This is a genomic window from Lentzea waywayandensis (assembly GCF_900115955.1).
Lineage (GTDB): Bacteria > Actinomycetota > Actinomycetes > Mycobacteriales > Pseudonocardiaceae > Lentzea > Lentzea waywayandensis.
On sequence record NZ_FOYL01000004.1, the window covers coordinates 149,090 to 171,838 of the forward strand.

At 69.1% G+C, this 22,749-nt stretch carries 23 protein-coding genes; 8 read left to right on the plus strand and 15 right to left on the minus strand.

The genetic code is table 11. The annotated features are described in order from the left end of the window. The first annotated feature begins 7 nt into the window (after positions 1–7). Complete coding sequence (locus tag BM417_RS16350; RefSeq protein ID WP_093594193.1) at positions 8–1,093, plus strand: NADH-quinone oxidoreductase subunit D; 1,086 nt, start codon at positions 8–10, stop codon at positions 1,091–1,093. A gap of 145 nt (positions 1,094–1,238) precedes the next feature. Here BM417_RS16350 and BM417_RS16355 read toward each other — a convergent pair whose 3' ends face one another. Genes BM417_RS16355 through ftsH form a run of 7 tightly spaced genes read right to left on the minus strand, consistent with a single transcriptional unit; the run spans position 1,239 to position 7,795 of the window. Further along, positions 1,239–2,759, minus strand: a complete 1,521-nt coding sequence (locus BM417_RS16355; RefSeq protein ID WP_143138667.1) for a DUF6779 domain-containing protein — start codon at positions 2,757–2,759, stop codon at positions 1,239–1,241. A 50-nt stretch (positions 2,760–2,809) separates the two neighbouring features. Next, on the minus strand, positions 2,810–3,262 hold the full coding sequence (locus tag BM417_RS16360; RefSeq protein WP_093594199.1) for a DUF3180 domain-containing protein: 453 nt from the start codon (positions 3,260–3,262) through the stop codon (positions 2,810–2,812). Then, on the minus strand, positions 3,259–3,753 hold the full coding sequence (folK, locus tag BM417_RS16365) for a 2-amino-4-hydroxy-6-hydroxymethyldihydropteridine diphosphokinase (protein ID WP_093594202.1): 495 nt from the start codon (positions 3,751–3,753) through the stop codon (positions 3,259–3,261). Before folK ends, BM417_RS16360 begins: the two co-directional genes overlap by 4 nt. Then, positions 3,750–4,145, minus strand: coding sequence for a dihydroneopterin aldolase (folB, locus tag BM417_RS16370; protein ID WP_093594205.1), 396 nt, complete (start codon positions 4,143–4,145; stop codon positions 3,750–3,752). The genes folK and folB overlap by 4 nt, the downstream gene beginning before the upstream one ends. Next, positions 4,138–4,923 (minus strand): dihydropteroate synthase, encoded by a 786-nt coding sequence (folP, locus tag BM417_RS16375; RefSeq protein ID WP_093596042.1) that lies wholly within the window; start codon positions 4,921–4,923, stop codon positions 4,138–4,140. Before folP ends, folB begins: the two co-directional genes overlap by 8 nt. A 32-nt stretch (positions 4,924–4,955) precedes the next feature. Beyond that, complete coding sequence (gene folE, locus BM417_RS16380) at positions 4,956–5,603, minus strand: GTP cyclohydrolase I FolE (protein ID WP_093594208.1); 648 nt, start codon at positions 5,601–5,603, stop codon at positions 4,956–4,958. After that, positions 5,600–7,795 (minus strand): ATP-dependent zinc metalloprotease FtsH, encoded by a 2,196-nt coding sequence (gene ftsH, locus BM417_RS16385; protein WP_093594211.1) that lies wholly within the window; start codon positions 7,793–7,795, stop codon positions 5,600–5,602. The genes folE and ftsH overlap by 4 nt, the downstream gene beginning before the upstream one ends. Before the next feature lie 365 nt (positions 7,796–8,160). On the opposite strand from ftsH, the gene BM417_RS16390 reads away from it, so the two are divergent. Then, positions 8,161–9,819: a substrate-binding domain-containing protein gene (locus BM417_RS16390; protein ID WP_245821950.1), complete on the plus strand. Its 1,659-nt coding sequence runs from the start codon at positions 8,161–8,163 to the stop codon at positions 9,817–9,819. A 500-nt stretch (positions 9,820–10,319) separates the two neighbouring features. On the opposite strand, the gene hpt is transcribed toward BM417_RS16390, so the two are convergent. From hpt to dacB, 4 genes are read right to left on the minus strand one after another with little or no spacing between them, the layout of a single operon-like run. Then, a complete protein-coding gene (gene hpt / locus BM417_RS16395) occupies positions 10,320–10,868 on the minus strand; it encodes a hypoxanthine phosphoribosyltransferase (protein ID WP_093594218.1) in 549 nt (182 codons plus the stop codon). Between the two features lie 17 nt (positions 10,869–10,885). Continuing rightward, on the minus strand, positions 10,886–11,797 hold the full coding sequence (gene tilS / locus BM417_RS16400) for a tRNA lysidine(34) synthetase TilS (protein WP_093594221.1): 912 nt from the start codon (positions 11,795–11,797) through the stop codon (positions 10,886–10,888). Beyond that, positions 11,794–12,837 carry a zinc-dependent metalloprotease gene (locus tag BM417_RS16405; protein ID WP_093594224.1) on the minus strand — a complete coding sequence of 348 codons (1,044 nt, stop codon included), beginning with the start codon at positions 12,835–12,837 and terminating at the stop codon, positions 11,794–11,796. The genes tilS and BM417_RS16405 overlap by 4 nt, the downstream gene beginning before the upstream one ends. 28 nt (positions 12,838–12,865) lie before the next feature. Beyond that, positions 12,866–14,932 (minus strand): D-alanyl-D-alanine carboxypeptidase/D-alanyl-D-alanine endopeptidase, encoded by a 2,067-nt coding sequence (gene dacB, locus BM417_RS46810; RefSeq protein ID WP_143138668.1) that lies wholly within the window; start codon positions 14,930–14,932, stop codon positions 12,866–12,868. A gap of 124 nt (positions 14,933–15,056) precedes the next feature. On the opposite strand from dacB, the gene BM417_RS16420 reads away from it, so the two are divergent. Continuing rightward, entirely contained in the window at positions 15,057–15,563 is a 507-nt protein-coding gene (locus BM417_RS16420) for an inorganic diphosphatase (protein WP_090070060.1), read from the plus strand. A 69-nt stretch (positions 15,564–15,632) separates the two neighbouring features. On the opposite strand, the gene BM417_RS16425 is transcribed toward BM417_RS16420, so the two are convergent. Both BM417_RS16425 and BM417_RS16430 read right to left on the minus strand, forming a co-directional pair. Then, entirely contained in the window at positions 15,633–17,273 is a 1,641-nt protein-coding gene (locus tag BM417_RS16425; RefSeq protein WP_093594233.1) for an MDR family MFS transporter, read from the minus strand. A gap of 2 nt (positions 17,274–17,275) precedes the next feature. After that, on the minus strand, positions 17,276–17,797 hold the full coding sequence (locus BM417_RS16430; protein WP_093594236.1) for a MarR family winged helix-turn-helix transcriptional regulator: 522 nt from the start codon (positions 17,795–17,797) through the stop codon (positions 17,276–17,278). Positions 17,798–17,971: 174 nt separating this feature from the next. Here BM417_RS16430 and BM417_RS16435 point away from each other — a divergent pair, with 174 nt between their 5' ends. The 3 genes from BM417_RS16435 (at position 17,972) to BM417_RS16445 (ending at position 20,246) form a co-directional block, all read left to right on the plus strand. Then, a complete protein-coding gene (locus BM417_RS16435; RefSeq protein WP_093594239.1) occupies positions 17,972–18,424 on the plus strand; it encodes a DUF4442 domain-containing protein in 453 nt (150 codons plus the stop codon). Between the two features lie 118 nt (positions 18,425–18,542). Beyond that, positions 18,543–19,250 (plus strand): excalibur calcium-binding domain-containing protein, encoded by a 708-nt coding sequence (locus BM417_RS16440; RefSeq protein WP_218164489.1) that lies wholly within the window; start codon positions 18,543–18,545, stop codon positions 19,248–19,250. Positions 19,251–19,268: 18 nt separating this feature from the next. Further along, a complete protein-coding gene (locus BM417_RS16445; protein WP_093594242.1) occupies positions 19,269–20,246 on the plus strand; it encodes a TIGR03617 family F420-dependent LLM class oxidoreductase in 978 nt (325 codons plus the stop codon). Here BM417_RS16445 and BM417_RS47785 read toward each other — a convergent pair. Next, positions 20,228–20,401 (minus strand): hypothetical protein, encoded by a 174-nt coding sequence (locus BM417_RS47785; RefSeq protein WP_177320462.1) that lies wholly within the window; start codon positions 20,399–20,401, stop codon positions 20,228–20,230. The two genes, BM417_RS16445 and BM417_RS47785, sit on opposite strands and share 19 nt — an antisense overlap. 144 nt (positions 20,402–20,545) lie before the next feature. Here BM417_RS47785 and BM417_RS16450 point away from each other — a divergent pair, with 144 nt between their 5' ends. Continuing rightward, on the plus strand, positions 20,546–21,151 hold the full coding sequence (locus BM417_RS16450) for an ArsR/SmtB family transcription factor (RefSeq protein ID WP_177320463.1): 606 nt from the start codon (positions 20,546–20,548) through the stop codon (positions 21,149–21,151). Continuing rightward, entirely contained in the window at positions 21,148–21,888 is a 741-nt protein-coding gene (locus BM417_RS16455) for an SRPBCC family protein (protein ID WP_093594245.1), read from the plus strand. The genes BM417_RS16450 and BM417_RS16455 overlap by 4 nt, the downstream gene beginning before the upstream one ends. On the opposite strand, the gene BM417_RS16460 is transcribed toward BM417_RS16455, so the two are convergent. Beyond that, positions 21,861–22,679, minus strand: a complete 819-nt coding sequence (locus BM417_RS16460; protein WP_093594248.1) for an endo alpha-1,4 polygalactosaminidase — start codon at positions 22,677–22,679, stop codon at positions 21,861–21,863. The two genes, BM417_RS16455 and BM417_RS16460, sit on opposite strands and share 28 nt — an antisense overlap. Positions 22,680–22,749: the final 70 nt, after the last annotated feature.

Here is a 22,749-nt window from a genome sequence, read left to right on the forward strand (position 1 = left end):
TGCTCGGGTGAGCGAGCAGATCACCGTCGGCGTGGGCGCGGGCGCCCGGTACCTGGGCGTGGACCGCGTGATCGACCTGGGCCCACTGCACCCGTCGGCCCACGGCGCCTACCGCCTGCGCCTGACCGTCACGCCGGACCTGCTGATCACCGCCGCCGAACCGCTCGTCGGGCATCTCCACCGCGGCGCCGAGAAGCTGTTCGAGGTGCGCGACTACCGCCAGGTCCTGACGCTCGCCAACCGCCACGACTGGCTCTCGGCCTTCTGCAACGAGCTCGCCGTGGCGTTGGCCGTGGAACGCATGACGGGCATGGACGTCCCGGCCCGCGCCCAATGGCTGCGCGCACTCCTGTGCGAACTGAACCGCCTGATGGCACACATGGTCTTCCTGACCCCGTTGTCCCCCAACGCCGCCACGTACCGCGAGGGCGTGCAGGCGTTGATGGAGGAGGCGTCCGGCGGCCGCATCCACTTCATGTTCAACCGGATCGGCGGCCTGCGCGAGGACGTCCCGGCGGGCTGGACGTCGCGGGTCGCCGACTTCCTGTCCACTGTGGACGTCACGCGGCTGCCGATCGACTTCGAGAAGCTGCAAGGCCTCGGCGTCCTGCCACACGAGGACGCGCTGGCGTACGGCGTCACCGGCCCGATCGGCCGGGCCAGCGGAGTGGACTTCGACCTGCGCCGAGACGACCCGCTGCCCGCCTACCGGACGCTCGGCTTCACACCCGTGGTCCGGACCGAGGGCGACGCAGCGGCGCGGGTGCGGTGCCTGCTGGACGAGGTCCAGAAGTCGGTCGAACTGGCCTCGGCGTGCCTCGATCAGTTGCCGCAGGGCGCGGTGAACGTCCGGCTGCCCAAGGCGATCAAGGCTCCCGAGGGCTCGGTCTACACACGGGTCGAGGCGCCGCTCGGCACGTCGGGCGTGCACCTGTCGTCACGCGGCGAGAAGACGCCGTGGCGCCTCAAGCTCCGCACGCCGTCGTTCAACAACGTTCAGGCGCTGTCCGCGCTTCTGCCCGGCACGCATGTGGACGACCTGCCGGCCGTGCTGAGCTCGTTCGCCGTGATCGTCGGAGACATCGACAAGTAGCCCTGCGGCTAGTCCGTGTCCGGTAAGCCCGTTCGATGAGAGTCACGGGCGAGAGACCCGGCGGCGGTGCCGCCGGAACGCCCTCATACCGGGCGGCGGCGCCGCCTCCGGGGCCTCGGCCGCGACTGTCGCGGACGAGAACGGCCTAGTCGTCGCGACGACGCCGGCGACGAGGTGCGTCGCCTCCGCCGAGCGAGGCCAGCAGTTCGCTCACCGACTTGCCGTCCGCGTGCGCGCCCGAAGGGTCTTCCGGTGCGGCGCGGCGGCCGGTCGAGACGGCGGGCAGGCGCGTGGACGAGTCCTCGGCCACGCGACGTCCGGAGACCGGGGGCTCGTCGGCTGCGGAGCGTCGGCCGGGAGAGACCGCCGGGAGCCTGGCGGAGGACTGCTCGGCCGCGGAACGGCGGCCCACCGGCGGGAGTGACACCAGCGAGTCCTCGGAGACGGTGCGGCGGGACGGCGGGTCGTCGGCCCGGCGGCGGCCGGCGGGAGTGGCGCTGGGAGTGTCCGGCTTCAGGGTTTCCCACGAGCCGCTGTCCTGCACGGGGGCCGGGCGGTCGTCGGCTCGGCGGCGGCCGTTGCCGCCGGTGGCCTGCAACGCCTTCGGGTCGATCATCTCGGTGCGCTCGGCCACGCGAGAGCGTGGTTGTTCCGGCTTGCGGGTCTCCACCGACTTCATGACGGCCGCGGGGGCCTTCGGGGGCTGCTCGGGGCGCGACAACGCCTCGGTGCGGGCCGGGGGCTGCGGCGGGCGGGGCACTCGCTCGGTCCGGTGGACCTGTGCCTGCACCGGCTGGGCCTGTACGGGCTGGGCCTTCACGGTCGGCGGCGGCGGGGCCTTCTGCGGCGCAGGCGCGGGCGCGGGGGCGGCGCCGCCCAGCCTGGCCGAGACGGCGGCTGCCGCGGAGGGACGGGGCTGCGGCCGGACCGGTTCCTGTTTCGCGGCCTTCACGGGCTCGCGGCGGACCACGGCGGGCTGCGGACGCGGCGAGTTCCTGGCCGGATCCGGGCGGACGGGCTCGGGGCGCAGGGGCTCGCGGCGAGGGGCCTGCACCTTGGCGTCGTGGACGACGCGCTCGATCAGTTCGGTGCGCTCGGACGGCTTCTCCGCCGAGGACGCGGTGATCGCGGGCTTGGCGTTGATGATGCGGTTCTCGGGAATCCCGGCCAGCCGGGACGCCTCCGAGCCCAGCGAACGCAGGCGGGTCGACTCGGCGCGCAGGGCCACGCGTTCGACGAGGACGTCACCGCCCAGCAACGCCTGGAGGTTGTCGCGCAGCGAGTGGAGATCGGCGCGCAGGGCCTCGATGTCCGCGCGCGACTCCTCCTCGATGCGCTTGCGGGTCTCCGACTCGATCTCGAGCTCGTACTCGCGGCGCGCAGCCACTTCGCGCTCGAGTTCCAGCTCGTAGACGGACTGGAGGTCGGCCACCTCGTCGTCACGTTCCGTGACCTGTTTGCGGTATCTGGCGGCGAGGAACGCACCCACCAGAGCCGCCCACAACGCGGCCACCACGGCCAGACGCAGCATTCGGGCGCTGTCACTCAGCACGAGCACCGCCGCGGCCACCAGGGCGAGCGCCAATGCCGCTACTAACAGCAATCGCCCTGAGCCACGACCGTGATCTTCCTGCTCGTCGTCGATCGACGCGCCTCGCCCGGTCATGGGCACTACGGTACCGCGTAGTTATGCGACTGAGACCTACGGCCAGGTATCTATTCGTTCCCGGAACTCTCGGTCGGGGTCTTGCAGCAGTGCTCCAGCCACAGCGCCGCCGCCGTCAGCGCGACCGCCGCGATCATCCCGACAACCGCCGCGACCAGGTCGTTCGAGGCCGCGGCGAACGAGTCGCGGACGGGGATCACGAAGATCAGCACACCCGCCCAGACGCCGAACATCAAAGCGCCCAAAACGGACGAAGCCTTTGCCAACGCGACGGCGCGGGCGGCGGTCAGCGGCTGCACCGGACGCGCTCCCGCGCGGCGCTGGATCCTGGCCCGCAACGAGAACGCGAACGCGACCTCCACGACCGCGATGACGAACAGCGTCGACCCGGCCAGAACGGGCAACGGCGGCAACGCGTCGTAGGCGAGCCGCAGCAGCAGATGGGCCAGCAACGCGCCGATGAGCGCGACGGCCGTCAGATCTCGGGGACGGGTGAACCTCACGCGTCCATCCAACCCGAAAGCACGAGATCGCCACGCCGCCGCACGCCCTCGGCCGAGAACTCCAGGCCCGCAACGGGTCCGTGGCCCGCCAGCACCGCGTCCGGCTCGACGTCGAGCCACGGAATGAGGACTGTCGCGCGCTCAAACGCCCCAGGATGCGGCAGAAGCAGCTCGGGGTGGTCCGAGGTCACCCCGTCCACCGAAACGACGTCCACGTCCAACGTGCGCGGTCCCCAGCGCGTCTCCCGCACTCGTCCGGCGGCGTTCTCCAACGCCTGACCGCGGCGCAGCCAGCCCCACTCGTCCACGTCGTCCGAAGAGACGATCACGATGGCGTTCAGGAAGTCCGGCTGGTCCTCGACGCCCCACGCCGCCGTCTCGTACACCGGCGACACAGCGACGACGAAGGGCCGCAACCCGTCCACCACGGACTGGAGGAACCGCAACCGGTCGCCGAGGTTCGAGCCGATCGAGAGAACCGCGCGGGTCACCGGGATTCCTTGGGAGGCAACGGCGCGGCCAGCCGGCGCGAGCGGCGGATGGTCACCGACACGTCGTCGAAGGTCAGCGGGATCGGCGCGGACGGCTTGTGCACCGTCACCTCGACCGCGTGCAGCCGTGAGTCCGTCATCGCGGCGTCGGCGATCTTGCCCGCCACCGTCTCGATGAGGTCGTACGGTTCGCCGCCGACGATCGCCGCGGCCATCTCGGCGAGTTCGCCGTAGTGGTACGTCTCCTTGAGGTCGTCCGTGCGGGACGCGGAGCTCAGGTCCAGCCACAGCGTGATGTCCACGACGAACTCCTGCCCGTCGCGCTTCTCGTGCTCGAACACGCCGTGGTTCCCGCGCACCCGCAGGCCCGTCAACGCGATCCGGTCAGCCATGTCCCCGCCTCCACGCACCGGCGACGGCGACCGCGTCCAGCGTCCGGTCGACGTCGTGCACCCGCACACCCCACGCTCCGTTGAACGCGGCCAAAGCGGACACCGCCGCGGTCGCGTCCTCCCTGCCGTCCGGTGGACGGTTGCCGAGCAACGTGCCGAGGAAGCGTTTGCGCGACGCCCCGACCAGCACCGGGAAGCCCAGCTCGACCAGTTCGTCCAGGCGCTGCAACAACTCCCAGTTGTGGTCGCCGAGCTTCGCGAAGCCCAGTCCGGGATCGAGCACGATCGACGACTCCGCGACACCGGCGGCCAGTGCGGCCTCGACGCGCTCCAGCAACTCCGAACGAACGTCCGTCACGACGTCGTCGTACGTCGCCAACGCGTCCATCTCCGTGCTGTGCCCACGCCAGTGCATCAGCACGTACGGCACACCGGCAGCGGCGACGACGGCGGCCATCTCGGGATCGGCCAGGCCACCGGACACGTCGTTCACGATCGACGCGCCCGCCTCCAACGCCGCCGCCGCAACGGAAGCACGCATGGTGTCCACGCTGACCGGCACGCTTTCGGCGACCAGGGCCCGGATCACCGGCACGATCCGGGCGATCTCCTCGGCCGGCTCGACGCGCTCGGCGCCGGGCCGGGTCGACTCGCCGCCCACGTCGATCATGTCCGCACCGCGCTTGAACATGTCGACGCCGTGCGACACCGCGTCCCGCCGGTCCATGTAGCGGCCGCCGTCGGAGAACGAATCGGGCGTCACGTTCAGCACGCCCATCACGACGCACCGGCCGGGACGAGGCAGACCACTCACCGGAGACGGCCCCTGATCAGCTCGATGGCCTCCGCCCTCGAGGAGGCGGACGTGCGCAGCAGCCCGCGCACCGCGGACGTCGTCGTGCGGGAACCGGGCTTGCGCACACCGCGCATGCCCATGCACAGGTGCTCGGCCTCGATCACGACGATCACGCCGCGCGGTTCCAGCCTGCGCACCAACGCGTCCGCGACCTGCGACGTCAGCCGCTCCTGGACCTGTGGCCGCTTGGCGTACAGGTCGACGAGCCTGGCCAGCTTCGACAGCCCCGTCACGCGGCCCTGCTCGTTCGGGATGTACCCGACGTGCGCGACGCCGTGGAACGGCAGCAGGTGGTGCTCGCAGAAGCTGAACATCGGGATGTCGGTGACGAGGACGAGCTCCTCGTGGCTCTCGTCGAACGTCTTCGCGAGGACGCTGTCCGGGTCCGTGTAGAGGCCGGCGAACAACTCCCGGTAGGCACGCGCCACCCGTGCGGGTGTCTCGAGCAGGCCCTCGCGGTCCGGATCCTCACCGCACGCGATCAGCAGCTCGCGCACGGCAGCCTCCGCCCGCGCGTGGTCGAAGACCCGCTGCGCCGAGACGCCGGCCTCCCCGTTGTGGGTGAGACCGGCGTCTGCGTCGAGCTGGTGGTTCTCGGTCACTGCCGCTCGTCCTGGTCTGACTGCGGCTTCTTCGGCTCCCAGACGTTGTGCGGCTTGCCGCCGGGCACGGTCGCCGGGGTCCATCCGGGCGGGGCGCCGTAGTTCGGCGGACCCGACTGGTTCGAAGGCTGACCGGGCTGGTGCGCACCGTTCGACCCGTTGGGCGACGGCAGCGCCTCCGTGACCGGTTCCGCCGCGGCGGGCTCAGCCTGCTGCGTCTCCGGCTCGTCGTCGAGGGTGTCCTCGACGACCGGCGGCCACGGCTCGCCGCGTTCCTTGGCGAGCTCACCGGGGGTCTTGATCGGCGGGATGTCGGACGGCGTGCGGTCACCGAACTCGTTGAACTGGGTGATGCGCGGCCGCTTCTCGACCCTCGCGAAGATCCGCTCCAGTTCCTTCTGGTGCAGGGTCTCCTTCTCGATCAGCTCGAGCGTGAGGTCGTCGAGGACGTCGCGGTAGGTGACGAGCACCTCGTACGCCTCGGTGTGCGCGGCCTCGATGAGCTTGCGCACCTCCTCGTCGATCTCGTGCGCGACCTCCAGCGAGTAGTCCGCCTGGCGACCGGCCGAGCGGCCGAGGAACGGCTCGCCCTGCTCCTGCCCGTACTTGACCGCACCGAGCTTCGCGCTCATGCCGTACTCGGTGACCATCGCGCGGGCGATCTTGGTCGCCTGCTCGATGTCGTTGGACGCGCCCGTCGTGGGCTCGTGGAAGACGAGCTCCTCGGCGGAACGGCCACCCAGTGCGAACACCAGTCGCGCGATCATCTCGGACCTGGTCATCAGGTCCTTGTCCTCTTCCGGCACCGAGAGGGTGTGACCACCCGTGCGGCCGCGGGCGAGGATCGTGACCTTGTAGACCGGGTCGATGTCCGGCATGGCCCACGCGGCCAGGGCGTGCCCGGCCTCGTGGTACGCGGTGATCTTCTTCTCCTTCTCGGAGATGATCCGGCTCTTGCGGGCCGGACCGCCGATCACGCGGTCCACCGACTCCTCGAGCGCGGCACCGTCGATGACGTGGCCGTTGTGGCGCGCGGTGAGCAGCGCGGCCTCGTTGATGACGTTCGCGAGGTCGGCGCCGGAGAACCCGACGGTGCGCTTCGCGAGGCCGTCGAGGTCCGCGTCCGCGGCCAGCGGCTTGCCCTTCGAGTGCACCCGGAGGATCTGCTTGCGGCCCTTCAGGTCCGGTGCGGACACCGGGATCTGACGGTCGAAGCGGCCGGGACGCAGCAGGGCCGGGTCGAGGATGTCGGGACGGTTCGTCGCCGCGATCAGGATGATCCCGCCGCGCGAGTCGAAGCCGTCCATCTCGACGAGCAGCTGGTTGAGGGTCTGCTCGCGCTCGTCGTGCCCGCCGCCGAGACCCGCGCCGCGGTGGCGGCCCACCGCGTCGATCTCGTCGACGAAGATGATGCACGGCGCGTTCTGCTTGGCCTGCTCGAACAGGTCGCGCACACGGGACGCGCCGACACCGACGAACATCTCGACGAAGTCCGAACCGGAGATCGAGTAGAACGGCACGCCCGCCTCGCCGGCGACGGCTCGGGCGAGCAGCGTCTTACCGGTTCCCGGCGGGCCGTACAGCAGCACGCCCTTCGGGATCTTCGCGCCGAGTGCCTGGTAGCGGCCGGGGTTCTGGAGGAAGTCCTTGATCTCTTCCAGTTCCTCGACGGCCTCTTCGGCACCAGCGACGTCGGCGAACGTCGTCTTGGGCATGTCCTTGGACAGCTGTTTGGCCTTGGACTTGCCGAAGTTCAGGACGCGGTTACCGCCGCCCTGAGCGTTGTTCATCATCCACATGAGCAGCAGCAACAGCAGGCCGAGCGGGACGAGGTAGATCAAGATCTGCATCAGGATGGACTCCTGGCTGACCTTGGTCTCCACCGTCGGCTTGTTGCCGGCCTGGTCGAGGACGGTGAAGATCTCGTCCGTCGAGCTGGCCGGGAACTGCGTGATCAGGCGGTTGCTGCCTTCGAACGTCTTGCCGTCGACGAGGGTGAGACGGAGCCGCTGCTCCTTGTCCTCGATCGTGGCTTCCTTGACGTTGCCCTCACGCACTTGCTGGAGTGCTTGGGACGTCTTGACCGGGTGGTACCCCCGTGAGTCGTCGAAGAGCACGGTGAAGACGAAGTAGAGCAGCAACACCGCAGCGATCCACAGCAGCGGGTTGCGAAGCAGGCGCTTGCGGTCCATGCACTTACGGCCGGGGGCGGCCTCGACCCTCCCTGACTTGCGCGTCGGGCAGTGGAAGACCCACATACCGCGTCCGACCAGCCTACCGCTCGCTGGCCGGGTACTGAGCAACCAACGGGCGGGGGCGATCCGTGGTTCCCGCGGGTGACCCCCACCACGCATGTTCACGCAGTTTGGTTCATCCGGAACAAATACCGCCGTCCAGACGAGTGACGCAGGTCACGCTGTCTCATTACGTTTGGGGGTCACATGTCATCCTCATTCATCCCCCGAGCGTTCCCCCGCCACTCGAAAGAGTGAATACGTGACCGAAGGTAAGTAACTGTATGTCAGCACGTCATACGTCCCCCGGATTGTTCCGGCGGGTGGCCATCCCCGTGGGCGCCCTGCTCGGAGTGGTCGCGGCGGCAGGCGTCACGGTCGTGGCACTGCGTGTCACCAGCGGCGCCGACTGCTCCGGCGCGCTGCCGCTGAAGGTCGCCGTCACCCCCGCAGCTTTGGATGTGGTGAACGCGGCAGCGCAGGACTACCAGCGGTCACAGCCGGTCGTGAACGGCCGGTGCGTCCAGGTTCAGGTCGAGTCGCGCAACGCGGCCGACGTGGCGAACGAGCTCCCAACAGCGCAGATCAACCCCCACTCCCTCTGGATCCCCGACTCCTCGATGTGGGCCGCCGAGGCCCAGCGCCAGGCCGCGGAGACGGGCCCGGAGGCTCCCAAGCTGGACATCAAGCCCTCGCTGGCGTCCAGCCCGCTGGTGATGGCGGGCTCCGAACAGGCGATGTCGAAGATCGGCTTCCCGGTCTCGCCCGTCTCCTGGTCCAAGGTCGTCGACCCCAAGGTCCAGATCTCGATGAGCGACCCGACGATGACCTCCGAGGGTCTCGCCGCGTTGTTCGTGATTCGTACTCTGCTGGGCAACCCGGACGGAACGCCCAAGCCCGAGCTCGTCGGCACCCTGCTGCGCGTGGGCCGCAGCGCAGTGCCGTCGGTCCGCGACGCGTTCGGCAAGGTCACCACGGACGCCGACAAGGCACCCCTGTTCGCCGCCACGGAGCAGTCGGTCGTGGCGAACAACCGCTCGGTGAAGGACAACGCCGTCCTGGGCGCCCCGCCCAAGGAGGGCACTCTTTCCTTCGACTACCCGCTGGTCAGGGTCTCCCGCCCGAACGAGCCGGAGGGCATCGGCGAGGCGGCGGCGGAGTTCGAGAAGACGCTCCGCTCCGCTGAGACCTCGAAGCGCTTCGGCGAGGCGGGCTTCCGCACCGTCCAGGGCGCCGCGCCCGCGAAGTGGACGACCGACGTGGAGGGCGTCCAGGCAGGCGACGTCAAGCTGATCGAGACCCCCGGCGCGGACCAGGTGTCCGAACTCCTCCGCACCTGGGGTGCCATCAGCCTGGACATGCGGATGCTCACGGTCATCGACGTCTCCGGCTCGATGATCGAGAAGAGCGGCAACGGCAAGCCCCGGGTGGAGGCAGCCACCGAGGCGTCCATGACGGCGCTCTCCATGCTCCCGGACACCACGGCGATCGGCCTCTGGGCCTTCTCCACCGACAAGAAGCCGCCGAACGACTGGATCGAACTGGTCCCGATCGGCCCGCTGGGCGAACCGCTGGCAGGCGTGACCCGCCGCAAGCGCCTGGAGGCAGGCGCCTCCCAGCTCCCAGGCCTGGTGGGCGGCGGCACGGCCCTGAACGACACGACCCTGGCCGCCTACCGTCACGTCCTTCAGGGCTACGACGCGTCGAAGGTCAACTCGGTCGTCCTCATGACCGACGGCCGCAACGACGACATCTCGTCGATCGACACCGCCGCACTGATCGAGACCCTGAAGCGGGAGTCCGACCCCGCGAAGCCGGTCCCGATCATCATGGTCGGATTGGGCGACGAGGTGGACATGGACGCTCTCCGCGCGATCTCCGCGGCGACCGGAGGCAAGGCGTACCAGGCACCGAACCCGGAGGACATCCGCGGCGTACTGCTGGACGCCGTTTCACAACGACGCTGCCGCCCGAACTGCTGATTTTCCTTCACGACGACAAAGCCGGGTCTCCTACGGGAGGCCCGGCTTTGTCGTTTCTTTCGTCTTTGTCTTTGGACGCGACCAGGCACGGCAACTCGACCCACGCGGTGCCACCAGACGCCAGCCAACGCAAAAGCAACCACGTACGAAGCCTGGCGTGGCGATGCGAAGCGAGCCGTGTGAACCGATGCCGCCTGGGATGCGGTGCACCCCGCTCACGGCGATTGGGGCTTGACCTTGAGTGGCTGGGTGCCACCCCGGCTTGTGAGGCCGTCTACGCGCCCAGCTAGAGGCTCGAGGTCAAGCCCCAATCGCAACCCCGCACTTCGTCACGACCCGCAAGACCACCCTCGCAAGGCGACTGAACGTCCGGAACGCGACCAACCCCGCTGGAACGCGACAATCGCCCGCAACTAGACCCGCACGGCCCCGCCCACCAAATGCAGAAACGGGGGCGCCGCCGCAACCGGCAACGCCCCCGTCCCACCTCAGCCAAACCCTCAGCTGGAGTAGACCTTGGGATCCAACGTCCCGATGTAGGGCAGATCGCGGTACCTCTCCGCATAATCCAGCCCATACCCGACGACGAACTCGTTGGGAATGTCGAAACCGACGTACTTCACCGGCACCTCGACCTTCACCGCATCGGGCTTCCGCAACAACGTACAAACCTGCAAAGACCGGGGCCTCCGCGACTGCAGATTCTTGAGCAGCCACGACAACGTGAGTCCGGAGTCGATGATGTCCTCGACGATCACCACGTTGCGGTCGGCGATGTCGCGATCCAGGTCCTTCAGGATCCGCACCACGCCCGAGGACGAGGTCGAGGATCCGTAGGACGAAACGGCCATGAATTCGAGCTGCACCGGAACGGGCAGCGCGCGTGCGAGGTCGGCCATGAACATCACAGCGCCCTTGAGCACAGTGATCAGCACGAGGTCGGAGTCACCTTCTGGGTGATCAGCCGCGACCTGCTTGGCGAGTTCGGTGACCTTGTCGCTGATCTCCTGCTCTGTGATGAGCACGGATGCGATGTCGCCGTCGTACACGGACAGGTCCCCTCTGCTTAAGACTGTGGTTCCACAACGAGCCTGCCATGCGCGCGCCGCACGACAAAGCCGCCAGGTAGCCAGACACCGCCCTGACCGCGCCATTCACTCACCAGTGCGTCAACACGTCGCAGGTGCGAATCGGACAGTTCGGGCACGCCTTCGTCGATCAGCCACGCCCTGAGCACTCTGCGCCTCAACGCGACCGGCAGCTCGGAGATGTCGTCAACAGCACAGCAGTCGCCGGCGAACGCCTCCGCGAGAGCGTCGAGTGCGTCACAGTCCTCACGCAGCTGGGCCGCCGTGCGCGCCAACGACGACGCGACTCCGCCCTGCAGCACGGACTCCAGCAACGGCAGCACCTCGGAGCGCAACCGGACACGGGTGAACGACGGATCGACGTTGTGCGGGTCCTCCCACACCTCGATCCCCTGCTCCGCACAGGCAGCACGGGTGGCCGCCCGCGACACGCCGAGCAGCGGACGCCCCCACGGCGCGTCGAAGGCCCGCATCCCGGCGATCGAGCGTGGCCCGGACCCGCGCCCCAACCCCAGCAGCACCGTCTCGGCCTGGTCGTCGAGGGTGTGGCCGAGCAGCACGACGCCGACAGAAGGCCTCAGAGCCGCGTAGCGGGCGTTGCGGGCCGCGGCCTCGGGACCACCGGGACCCTCCACCCGAACTGCCTCCACGCGAGCCACAAGCCCGAACGAGGTGCACTGCCGAGCCGCCCGCAGCGCCACGTCGCCCGACCCCGGCTGGAGCTGGTGATCGACGACCACGGCGAACGCGCCGGGCACCAGCCGTCCCACACAGGCGGCCAACGCCAGTGAGTCCGCACCGCCGGACACGGCGACGGTCACCGCCTCCGGGCGCACCTCGTCCAGGAACCGACGGACCGCGACCCGGATCTCGGCGACCGGTCCGTTCACGGCGACACGCGACGCAGCCAGCTCATGGGCTCGGCGATCTCGGCTCGGGTCGGCAGGGTGTCGGCGGAGGTCCAGATCGAGTTGAAGCCGTCCATCCCGACCCGCTCCACCACGTACGAGGTGAACTCCGCGCCCTCCTCGTACTGGCGCACCTTCGCCTCGACGCCGAGCAGCGTGCGCAGGATCCGGTCGAGCAGACCGCCGCCCTTGCGCCGCGCGCTGAAGCGGTGGCGGATCGTCGAGACGGACGGCACCACCGAGGGACCGACCGCGTCCATCACGTGGTCGGCGTGGCCTTCGAGCAAAGTGGACAGTGCGATCAGCCGGTCCAGCACGGCCTTCTGCTGCGGCGACTGGATGAGCTCGATCAGTCCCATCGGGCCGTCGCCCGCGCGCAGCTTGTGGCGGAAGTCGCGGATCACGTCGGACAGCGGCGCGCGCTCTTCGTCCATTGAGGACAGCAACGCGGTGACCTGGTCGGAGAAGTAACTGCGCAGCCACGGCACGCCGGTGAACTGGAGGCGGTGCGTGCACTCGTGCAGGCACACCCACATGCGGAAGTCGTCGTCCGGCACGTCCAGAGCCTGTTGCGCGCCAACGATGTTCGGCGCGACCAGCAGGAGACGTCCGGCAAGCTGGTCGTTCGGGCTGAACGGGTCGTACTGGCCGAGCACCCGTGAGGACAGGAACGCCAGCACGACGCCTGCCTGCACACCGGCCGTGCCCGCGAGGATGCCCGCCATCGGACCTGTCTGACGTGGCATCGCGGGCCCTGTCAGCGCGGCGAGTCCCTGCGCGGCGGCCGCGACCCACGCCGGTCTGTCGACGACCTCGCCCGGCAGCAGCGGCAGTCCCTGACCGAGCCCGGTCAGCTCGCGGACGTGCACCTCCGCCTGCGGCGCGAGCTCGCGAAGCCTGCCGACGACGTGGTCGGCCTCGTCCTTGCCGATCACCGGTCCCGGCCGGACGAGTCGCGTGGCGGTCGAAACCGCCAGCTCCCAGTCCACCGGGCCGAGCTCTGCCTCCGTCGCGCCGTTCACGCTTCCGACGCTACCTGCGCACGGCCCGCTACGAACAGCCACAACCCCGCAACGCAGCGGCCATCACGTCCAGCGCGGGCCGGACCTCCTTCTCCGGGTCGCGGCTGCTCGCGGACATGAACGAGAACACGAGCACCCGTCCGTCCACGTCGACGACCATGCCGGCGAGCGCGTTGACCCCGGTGAGGGTGCCGGTCTTGGCCCGCACCCAGCCCTTGCCCGGTGCCGCGGTCCCGCCGTAGCGACCCGCGAGGGTGCCACTGCCGCCCGCGACCGGCAGCGCCGTCAGCAACGGCCGCAGCTTCGCGGTGCGCGCGTCGTCCAGCGTGGGCTTGGCCGCCGCGGTGAGCACGTCGGTGAGCAGCTTGGCGGGGATCTTGTTCGTCGCGGACAGCCCGCTGCCGTCCACGAAGTTCGCGGTGGCGAGGTCGAACCCGTTCTTGGTCAGCACGTCCCGCACGGCCTTGACGCCGCCCGCGAACGACGCCTCGTTGCCCGTCTTGATCGCGATCTCGCGCGCGATCGCCTCGGTCAGGACGTTGTCCGAGATCTGCATCATGTTGTCGACGAGCTGCTCGATCGGCGCCGACTTGATCTCGCCGAGCACCTGCGCGCCCGCCGGAGCCGCGCCCGCCGTGGCACCGGGAGCCCCGATGCGCTGCGCGAACGCGTCCGCCGCCGCCTGGCCGGGGCTGCCCGTGCGCGCGCCGTTGACGTTGGACTGGTCGACCCGGCCGCCGTCGAGCATGAACGGCACGATCGGCGCGACCGAGCCGCCCGCGATGTCCGCCGTCTCCCACTGCGGCCCGAGCGCCTCGCCCGTGTACCGGCTCAGGTCGAACAGGACCTTGGTGACCGGGCCCTTGGCCTTGACCTGGCCGACCAGGTCGTCGAGCGTCGCGGCGCCGGGGTAGACCGACCTGCCGGGCGCGCCGGAGATCGTCGGGTCGCCGCCGCCGACGATCACCACGGTGCCGGGCTCGGCGCCCTGGACGACCTTGGTGGACAGCTGGTCGGTCTTCTCGAGGCTGAGCAGCGCCGCGGCGGCCGTGAGGATCTTGAGGCTCGACGCCGGGGTCGCGGGCGTGGTGTCGCCCTGCTGCCACAGTGCCGTGCCGCTGGCGGGGTCGATGACGCTGCCGGTGAGCGTGCCCAGAACGCTGTTGCCCGCCGGTCCGGTGAGGGCCTGCTTCACGCCCGCCGGGGTCGGTGCCGGGGCGCCCGCCGTGACGGCCTTGACCAGCGGCTGGACGTTCGCGGGCGCGGCCGGGGGCCTGGTCTCGATCGCCTTGGTGCCGCCGAACTCCTTGACCGCGTAGATGGTGGCGCCGGCCAGCGCCGCGACGACCAGCAGGCTCAGGACCACGACGAGGGACTTGCGGCCCTTCCTGGGCTCGTCGTCGGTGGCGAGGCGGTCCTCCGGTTCCTCCTCGTAGCCGGTGACGGGGAGCTCTTGGCGGACGGGCTGCGGCTCCTGCCGGGCAGGCGGAGGCGAGGGAGGCGGTGCTACCGGACGCTGCTGCTCCTGGCGCGGCTGCTCCCGGCGCTGGAGCTGGTCGACGCGCTTGGTCTGCTCAGGACGCGGCTGTTCGGGACGCGGCCGGCGCTGTTCGGGCGGCTGATCGGGTCTGCCCGTCTGGTCGAACCACGACGGCTCGGAGTTCGGCAGCTGGTCGACGCGCGCCGTCTTGGCGTTCGGCACCGACAGCTCCGTGGTCCTCTGCTCCGGCCTCGGCACGACGCGGGTCTGGTCGTTCTTCGGCTCGATCCGCACCGGCGTGGCCCGAGGTTGGCCGACTTCTGGACCAATCGCCCCGTGAGACTTCCCACCGGCGGATCCACCGGAAGGCCCGCCGGAGCCGGTCGTTGGCACACCTGAAGCGGAATGACCGGCACCCACACCGTTCGGGGTGGAACGGACCGGCGACGAACGCAGAGGCTCCTGAGTGGACGGTGCCGACAGGACCGCGGCGAGCGGGAAGCGCATCGTCGGCTGATCGACGGACGGGCGGTTGACCTGCACCGTCGGCTGTGAGGCGGCAGCAGCCGACCCGGCGTCGTCGTCCTCGGTCGGCCACTGGGGCTCGTCCGGCAAGTGGACCTCCGTCAGCTCGGTACGGGCAATCTCACACCCACCAACCGCCGCTCCGATGAGGGTTGACAAGGCGTCGTGGTCCACACTAGTGGGCGTCACGAATGGGCTACATGAGCGAGGACCAGTGGAGTTCGACGTCCTGATCGAGATCCCCAAGGGCGTGCGCAACAAGTACGAGGTGGACCACAAGAGTGGCCGCATCCGCCTCGACCGCACGTTGTTCACGTCGACGCAGTACCCCGCCGACTACGGGTTCATCGAGAACACCCTGGGTGAGGACGGCGACCCGCTGGACGCCCTCGTCCTCGTCCAGGAACCGACGTTCCCCGGCTGCCTGATCGCGGCCCGCGCGATCGGCATGTTCCGCATGACCGACGAGAAGGGCGGCGACGACAAGGTTCTGTGCGTCCCGGCCTTCGACCCGCGGCACGAGCACCTGCGCGACATCCACCACCTGGCGGAGTTCGACCGCCTGGAGATCCAGCACTTCTTCGAGGTCTACAAGGACCTGGAGCCCGGCAAGAGCGTCGAGGGCGCGAGCTGGGTGGGCCGCACCGAGGCCGAGGCCGAGGTCAAGCGCTCCTACCAGCGTCTCAAGGACGCCGAGGCGCGCGGCGAAACGCTGCACTGATGCTGCACTGAGAACGACGAAAAGAGGGGCCGCTCGGAGCGGCCCCTCTTTTTTGTTGCCCGTGGAAACTCAGACCGCGACGGACTCCGCGTCCGCCACGCGCTCCAGGCCGGACCTGGTCGACAGCGGCTTCTCCCGCAGGAACCACACGAGGACGAACGCCGCGATCATCACGATGCCGCCGGTCAGGAAGACCGTGTCGATCGCGCTGGAGAACCCGTCGAGGAACGGCTTGGCCAGCACCGGGTCGAGGCCGTTGAGGAACTCGGTGTTGTTGATGTCCACACCGGACCCGCCACCGCCCTGGAGCATCTTCGCGAACTCCGGGTTCTGCCCCAGAGCGATCTTGAACGCGTCGGTCTGCGCCGCGGCCTTGAGGCCTTCCGCGATCTTGTCGCCGACCGTGGTGAACAGGATCGACAGGAACACCGCGGTACCGACGGTGCCACCGATCTGGCGGAAGAACGTCGCCGAAGCGGTCGCCACGCCCATGTCCCGCGGCTCGGCGTCGTTCTGGATCGCCAGCAGCAGCGTCTGCATGCACTGGCCCAGACCGGCGCCCATGACGAACATGTAGACCATGACAAGCCAGCTCGGCGTGTCCGTGCCGATGGTGCTGAGCAGGAACAGCGCGACCGCCATCAGACCGGCGCCGATGATCGGGAACACCTTGTAGCGCCCGGTCTTCGACGTCACCTTGCCCGCGATCGCGGTGGCCGACATGATGCCGAACGTCATCGGCAGCAGCATCAGGCCCGACACGGTCGGCGTGACGCCCTTGACGATCTGCAGGTACAGCGGGATGGAGACCATGCCGCCGAACATGCCGATGCCGAGCACGAAGTTGATCGCGTTGCCCAGCGAGAACGTCTGGTTGCGGAACATGCGGATCGGCAGCAGTGCCTCGTCGCCCATGCGGTTCTCGACCCACACGAACGCCAGCAGGCCGATCACGCCGATCACGTACATGGCGATCGAGGTCGCCGACGCCCAGCCCCACTCACGGCCCTGTTCGGCCACGATCAGCAACGGCACCAGGCCGACGGTCAGCGCGATGGCGCCACCGAAGTCGATGCGGTGGTTGACCCGCTGGTGCGGGATGTTCAGCACGCGGGCGACGACGAACAGCGCGAGCAGCGCGATCGGCACGTTCACGAGGAACACCCAGCGCCAGCCCGTGACACCGAGGAACGAGCTCAGACCGGCGAACACACCGCCGATGACCGGCCCGAGCACGCTGGCCGAACCGAACACGGCCATGAAGTAGGCGGAGTACTTGCTGCGCTCACGCGGCGAGATGATGTCCGCCATGATCGCGAACGCGAGCGACATCAGACCGCCGGCGCCCAGGCCCTGCACCGCGCGGAACGCGGCCAGCTCGTACATCGACGTCGCGATGCCCGAGAGCAGCGAGCCGACGAGGAACAGCGAGATCGCCGCGAGGTACATCGGCTTGCGCCCGTAGATGTCCGACAGCTTGCCGTACAACGGGGTCGTGATGGTCGCGGTGATCAGGTAGGCGGTGGTCGCCCACGCCTGCAGCGTCTGTCCGTGCAGCTGGTCCGCGATGGTCTTCATGGCGCTGGCGACGATCATCTGGTCCAGCGCCGCGAGGAACATGCCCAGCAGCAGGCCGGACAGGATCGTCATGATCTGGCGATGCGTCAGGGAGACCCCTGGCGTGGGTGTCGCATCGGTTGTCGTTGACATTTCTAGACTTCCCCTCCTGCGCGGGTCCCCGTCCCGCGTTCGGTCAAAAGCGCCGGAATCGTGCGCTCGTAGTCCTGCACGAAGCGTTCGAACAGGTCCGCGAAGCCCTTGAGGTCCTCATCGGCCCAGTCCGCGAACACCTGCTGAATCGCCTCGTTGCGCTGCCGGCGTCGTTTCAAGATCAGCTCACGGCCCGCTTCGGTGACCGCGAGAACGCTGGCCCGGCCGTCCGCCGGATCAGCACGCCTCTCGACGAGCCCGTCCTTCACCAGCCCGGCGACCTGCCGGCTGACCGTGGACGGGTCGGAGAGCACCGCCTCCGCGAGCGCACTCGAGCGGCACTCTCCGAGACCGGAGAGCGTCGCGAGGAGCACGAAGGCGGACTTGTCCATGCCCTGCTTGGCCATCTGGTGGGCGACCTGGGCGTGCATCTTGTTCATGCGCACCATCGCCATGCCGACTCGGTCCGCGAGCTCGTGCTCGGGATCTATGCCGGCGCCGAGGCACCTGCCCGGATCGACCATCTGACACCTCGTTGCTTGTATCACCCAACTAGTTGCTCGGTACAAGCATCCATCTCGGTCCACCGAAATGCAAGTGAGTTCCGAGTCTCACTCCACAGTGGAGTGGTACGGACGCGGCGAGTAGTGGTTACCGACGGGTAGCCGCCTGGGTTACTCGCCGGTAGCATGCCTCTCATGAGCCAAGACGTGTCGTTCGTCGCCGACGCCCTGAAGCAGGCCGTGCCGTACGTGAAGACCACGGGCATCGAGTTCGAGGAGGTCTCCGCCGACCGCATCGTCGCGTCGCTGCCGGACGATCCGGCGCTGCGCAACCACATCGGCGGCCCGCACGCCGCGATGATGTTCGGCCTCGGCGAGTCCGCGTCCGGCGCCGTCGTGATGGCCGCGTTCGCCGCGCACCTCGGCAAGGCCACGCCGCTCGCCGTCCGTGCCGACATCTCCTACAAGAAGATCGCGATGGGCGTTCTGCGCGCCGAGGCCGTTCTCGGGCGTTCCGCGGACGAGGTTCTGGCCGAGCTGGAGTCCGGTACGCGGCCCGAGTTCCCGGTCACCATCACGATCACCAACGCCGAGGGCGTGATCACCGGCGAGATGACCGTCGTCTGGACGCTGAAGCCCGCACGCTGAACTGGGCATCTCCGTATTTCAGTTCGAAACTGCGGTGAACCGTTCCGGTCGAAATACGTAACCTTGGCCACTCTCCGTTCCGAGGGCACTATCTGGGGTTATGTCGGGGTGGAGAACTGTGGGCGGGGTCTTGCTGGTCGCGCTCACCGCGGGATGCGCCGCGCAGGTGCAGCAGTCGAGGCCTGTCGCCGTGGAGAAACCGGCCGAGGACGTGCCGGTGACCGCGTCGTCGGCCTCGGCCACGGTGCCGCCGGCCCAGCTGGGCATCAGCGTGGTGTCGATCGTGGACGGCCGATCCGTGATGCTCTCCGACGGATCGAAGGCCGAGGTCACGGGCCTCGCCCAGCCGGGACCGTGCTGGGCTGAGGCCGCCGGCAACTTCGCCAAGGCGATGCTCCTCAACCAGCAGGTGCGCTTCGACCGGACCACCGGCGCGCTGACCCTCGCCGACGGCACGGACTACGCGTTGCTCGCGCTGGGCAACGGCGCCGGTCGCAGCGCGGGAACCCCGACGCCCGGGCAGAAGGAAGCCGAGGGCGCCGCGCAGCGCGTTCCGATGGGGCTGTGGGGAACGCCGTGCGGCGGCAAGGACGCCCTGGAGACCTCGTCGGCTCCGCCTCCTCCCCCGCCGCCACCCCCGACGACCACCAAGCCGAAGGTCACGACCACGACGCCCAAGCCGCCGGCCACCGTCTTCTACGCGAGCTGCGACGACGTGCGCAGGGCCGGCAAGGCCCCGCTCTACTGGGGTCAGCCGGGCTACCGCGTCGAGCTCGACGAGAACCGCAACGGCGTCGCCTGCGAGTCCCGGTACGGATACCGGTGACCCAATAGCCTCAGCTCCATGAAGCTGGACAGCAGTGCCGTCGACTACACCCCAGGCGAGGCCGGGGCGATCGCGAAGCGGGCGGAGGACCGGGGCTACGACGGGTTCTGGCTCGCCGAGACCAAGCACGACCCGTTCCTCGCGCTGGCCGGGGCCGCCGCGGCGACCGAGCGGATCGAGCTCGGCACGGCGATCGCGGTGGCGTTCGCGCGCAACCCGATGACCGTCGCGACCACCGCGAACGACCTGCGGCTGCTGTCGGCGGGCCGGTTCAACCTCGGGCTGGGCTCGCAGGTCGAGGCGCACATCACCAAGCGCTTCGCGATGCCGTGGAGCAAGCCGGCCGCGCGCATGCGCGAGTTCGTCCTGGCCATCCGCGCGATCTGGCACGCCTGGGAGACCGGCGAACGGCTGGCGTTCCGCGGCGAGTTCTACAAGCACACGCTGATGACGCCGTTCTTCGATCCCGGCCCGAACCCGCACGGCACCGCGCCGATCTACCTCGCGGGCGTCGGCGGGCTGATGACCGAGGTGGCGGGCGAGGTCGCGGACGGCTTCCTGTGCCACAACTTCACGACCGAGCGGTACCTGCGCGAGGTGACCCTGCCCGCGTTGGAACGCGGCCGGGCGAAGGCGGGAAAGACGCTGGAGGGCTTCGAGATCAGCGGCCCGGTGTTCGCCGCGACGAACGACGAGGAGATCGCGGACGTCAAGCGGCAGATCGCGTTCTACGGGTCGACGCCCGCGTACAAGCCGGTGCTGGACCTGCACGGCTGGGGCGCGCTGCACGAGGAGCTGCACCGCATGTCCCGGCGGCAGCAGTGGGCGGAGATGAGCGAGCTGATCACGGACGAGGTGCTGGCCGAGTTCTGCGTCCTGGGCTCTCCCGAGACCGTCACGGACGCGCTTCTGGCGCGCTACGGCGACGTCGTCACCAGGATCTCGCCGTCGGGAGACGTGCTCCGGAAGGAGCCGGCTCAGCGTCCGGAGAAATGACTGAGCCCCTGTCGTGCCAGCTCGGCGTGGAAACCGTCGAGCTCGGCGCGCACTCTCGCGACGCCCCTCTTCCGCACCCACCTGCGTCTTCCGACGTTGGCGGCGGTCAGGGCGAACGGGAGTGCCAGCAGGGTCAGGGCCAGCATCATCATCATGTCGTCTCCTCAGGGGTTGCGAACAAGCAACGACCAATCGAGACATCGCTTACGGTACCGGCTCGAACGCCACCCAGGTGGAGCAAAGTTACCGACAGCAACTCAGTTCTTGACTAATTTTGTTTTCGGTGTGACGCTTGCGCCATGTTCGAAGTGGCGGTGATCGAGGACCCTTCCGCGGCCGAGGTGTCGCTGGACCCGGTGCGGGCGCGACTGCTCGCGGAGCTGGTGGAGCCCGGATCGGCGACGATGCTCGCCGCGAAGGTCGGGCTGCCCAGGCAGAAGGTGAACTACCACCTGCGCACGCTGGAGCAGCACGGCCTGGTGGAGCTCGTCGAGGAACGGCGCAAGGGCAACGTGAACGAGCGCCTCATGCAGGCCACCGCCGCGTCCTACGTCATCTCCCCGACGGCGCTCGCGGCCGTGCAGCCCGACCCGGCGCGGTCGCCCGACCGGTTGTCCGCGCGGTGGCTGCTGGCGGTCTCGGCCAGGCTGGTGCGCGACGTCGGCACGTTGCTCACGGGCGCGACCAGGGCGAAGAAGCGGCTCGCGACCTTCGCGCTGGACGGTGAGGTCCGGTTCGCCACGGCGGCGGACCGCGCGGCGTTCGCCGAGGAGCTCGCCGGCTTCATGACGCAACTGGTCGCCAAGTACCACGACGAACAGGCAGAAGGAGGGCGGCCGCACCGAGTCGTCGTCGCCCTGCACCCGAGCGTGATCGCCAATGCGTCCAAGGAGGACGAGTCGTGACCCACGAGTTCGAGATCAGCAAGGAGATCGAGGTCGACGGAACCCCGGAGCAGGTCTGGGACGCCATCGCCACCGGGCCGGGCATCGACTCGTGGTTCATGGGCCCGCACACCGTCGACGGACGCGTGGGCGGCCGCATGACGCTCGACCTGGGGTTCTTCCAGGAGTCCTCGACGATCACGTCGTGGGAGCCGGGCAAGCGCCTCGCCTACGAGAGCGACAAGGGCGAGGACGGCACGTTCCACGCGATGGAGTACCTGATCGAGGGCCGTGACCAGGGCACGACGGTGCTGCGGTTCGTGCACACCGGCATCCTCGCCGACGGCTGGGGCGACGAGTTCGTCGACCAGCAGTCGAAGGGCTGGGACATGTACCTGCTCACGCTGGCCGAGTACGTCAAGCACTTCGCGGGCAGGCCGGGCACCTACGTGTTCGCCCAGTGGCCCGAGCAGCCGGAGGGCGCCGACAACTGGCCGGTGCTGCTCGAGGCCCTCGGCGTTCCCGAGGACGCGCAGGTCGGTGACGAGGTCACGCTGAAGCCGTTCGGCATCAACGGGGTCGTGGACTACGTCGTGCGCCACGACCTGCACAACTTCCTCGGTGTGCGCGGCCAGGAGGGCATCTACCGGTTCCACGGCACCAGCGCCTTCGGTCACCACCTCTTCGGCGACGCGACCGGACAGGCCGAGAAGTGGCAGGCCTTCCTGACTCAGACGGTCGGCGGGCAGACCTCGTAGACGTAGTCCTCGTGCCCGTACGGCACCACGTTCCGATCGCGGCGGATCACCGAGACCCGTCCGCCGCGATCGGCGCAGGACTTCTTGAACCCCTCGTCGGTGTACTCGATCTGGAAGAAGTCGTTGCCGAACGCCTCGGCGTAGGTGCCGCACTCGTCGCGCGCCTGGCAGTCCTCGGTGATGGCGAAGTCGAAGCCGATCTCCTTCTTGCCCGCGCTGCCCAGTTCGGCGGTGTTCTTCTGCGCGACGGCAAGGCCCTGCTCATGCGCGTACTTGACGAACGCCTTCATGAACTCCTTGGTGGCGTTGAGATCGAACGCCCCCTCGGCGCGCGTGTACGAGTCGAGGTTGTCCGGCTCGACGCCCTTGAACATGGACGTCTTGCAGTCCTTGATCCACTTCTTCTGGATCTCGAGGATCCTGTTCCGCTTGTCACCGGTGGAGATGTCGAGGATGCCCTCCTGCCACTCCGGGTCGATCGCGACCTCACCGCCCGGCTTCTTCACCAGCAGGTCGTCGTGGTTCTTGCGCCACCAGTCCAGCCCGCCGTCCGCCGAGACCGGCTGCGTCTGCAAGGCGTTGAGGTAGCAGATGTTGTAGCGCCGGCCGTCAATGATCTTGCTGCGGTCCCGTACGACGATCTTGACCGGCACGTCCGGCTGGTAGGCGCCGCCGAGCTGGTAGTCGAGCTGCCCGCCGGCGGGCGGCATCTCCCGCGGCGGCAGATCCGGCTCGTCCGAGCAGGAGGTGACCAGCAGAAGCAGGGCGGCCACCGCCGCCGCGGTTTTCATGCGCGGCAGTCTGTCACTCGCGGGGTAGCGAAGGCGTAACAGCAAAGCACTCCATTGCTCACAAATGAGA

What these genes read in the sequence shown, in the direction of transcription:
- BM417_RS16445 (WP_093594242.1), top strand. Translation starts at nt 19,269, where the DNA reads ATGAAGCTGGACAGCAGTGCCGTCGACTACACCCCAGGCGAGGCCGGG.
- BM417_RS16460 (WP_093594248.1), bottom strand. Translation starts at nt 22,679, where the DNA reads ATGAAAACCGCGGCGGCGGTGGCCGCCCTGCTTCTGCTGGTCACCTCC.
- BM417_RS47785 (WP_177320462.1), bottom strand. Translation starts at nt 20,401, where the DNA reads ATGATGATGATGCTGGCCCTGACCCTGCTGGCACTCCCGTTCGCCCTG.
- BM417_RS16355 (WP_143138667.1), bottom strand. Translation starts at nt 2,759, where the DNA reads ATGACCGGGCGAGGCGCGTCGATCGACGACGAGCAGGAAGATCACGGT.
- ftsH (WP_093594211.1), bottom strand. Translation starts at nt 7,795, where the DNA reads ATGGACCGCAAGCGCCTGCTTCGCAACCCGCTGCTGTGGATCGCTGCG.
- folB (WP_093594205.1), bottom strand. Translation starts at nt 4,145, where the DNA reads ATGGCTGACCGGATCGCGTTGACGGGCCTGCGGGTGCGCGGGAACCAC.
- folP (WP_093596042.1), bottom strand. Translation starts at nt 4,923, where the DNA reads ATGGGCGTGCTGAACGTGACGCCCGATTCGTTCTCCGACGGCGGCCGC.
- BM417_RS16430 (WP_093594236.1), bottom strand. Translation starts at nt 17,797, where the DNA reads ATGGTCGATCCGGGCAGGTGCCTCGGCGCCGGCATAGATCCCGAGCAC.
- BM417_RS16425 (WP_093594233.1), bottom strand. Translation starts at nt 17,273, where the DNA reads ATGTCAACGACAACCGATGCGACACCCACGCCAGGGGTCTCCCTGACG.
- BM417_RS16435 (WP_093594239.1), top strand. Translation starts at nt 17,972, where the DNA reads ATGAGCCAAGACGTGTCGTTCGTCGCCGACGCCCTGAAGCAGGCCGTG.
- BM417_RS16450 (WP_177320463.1), top strand. Translation starts at nt 20,546, where the DNA reads ATGTTCGAAGTGGCGGTGATCGAGGACCCTTCCGCGGCCGAGGTGTCG.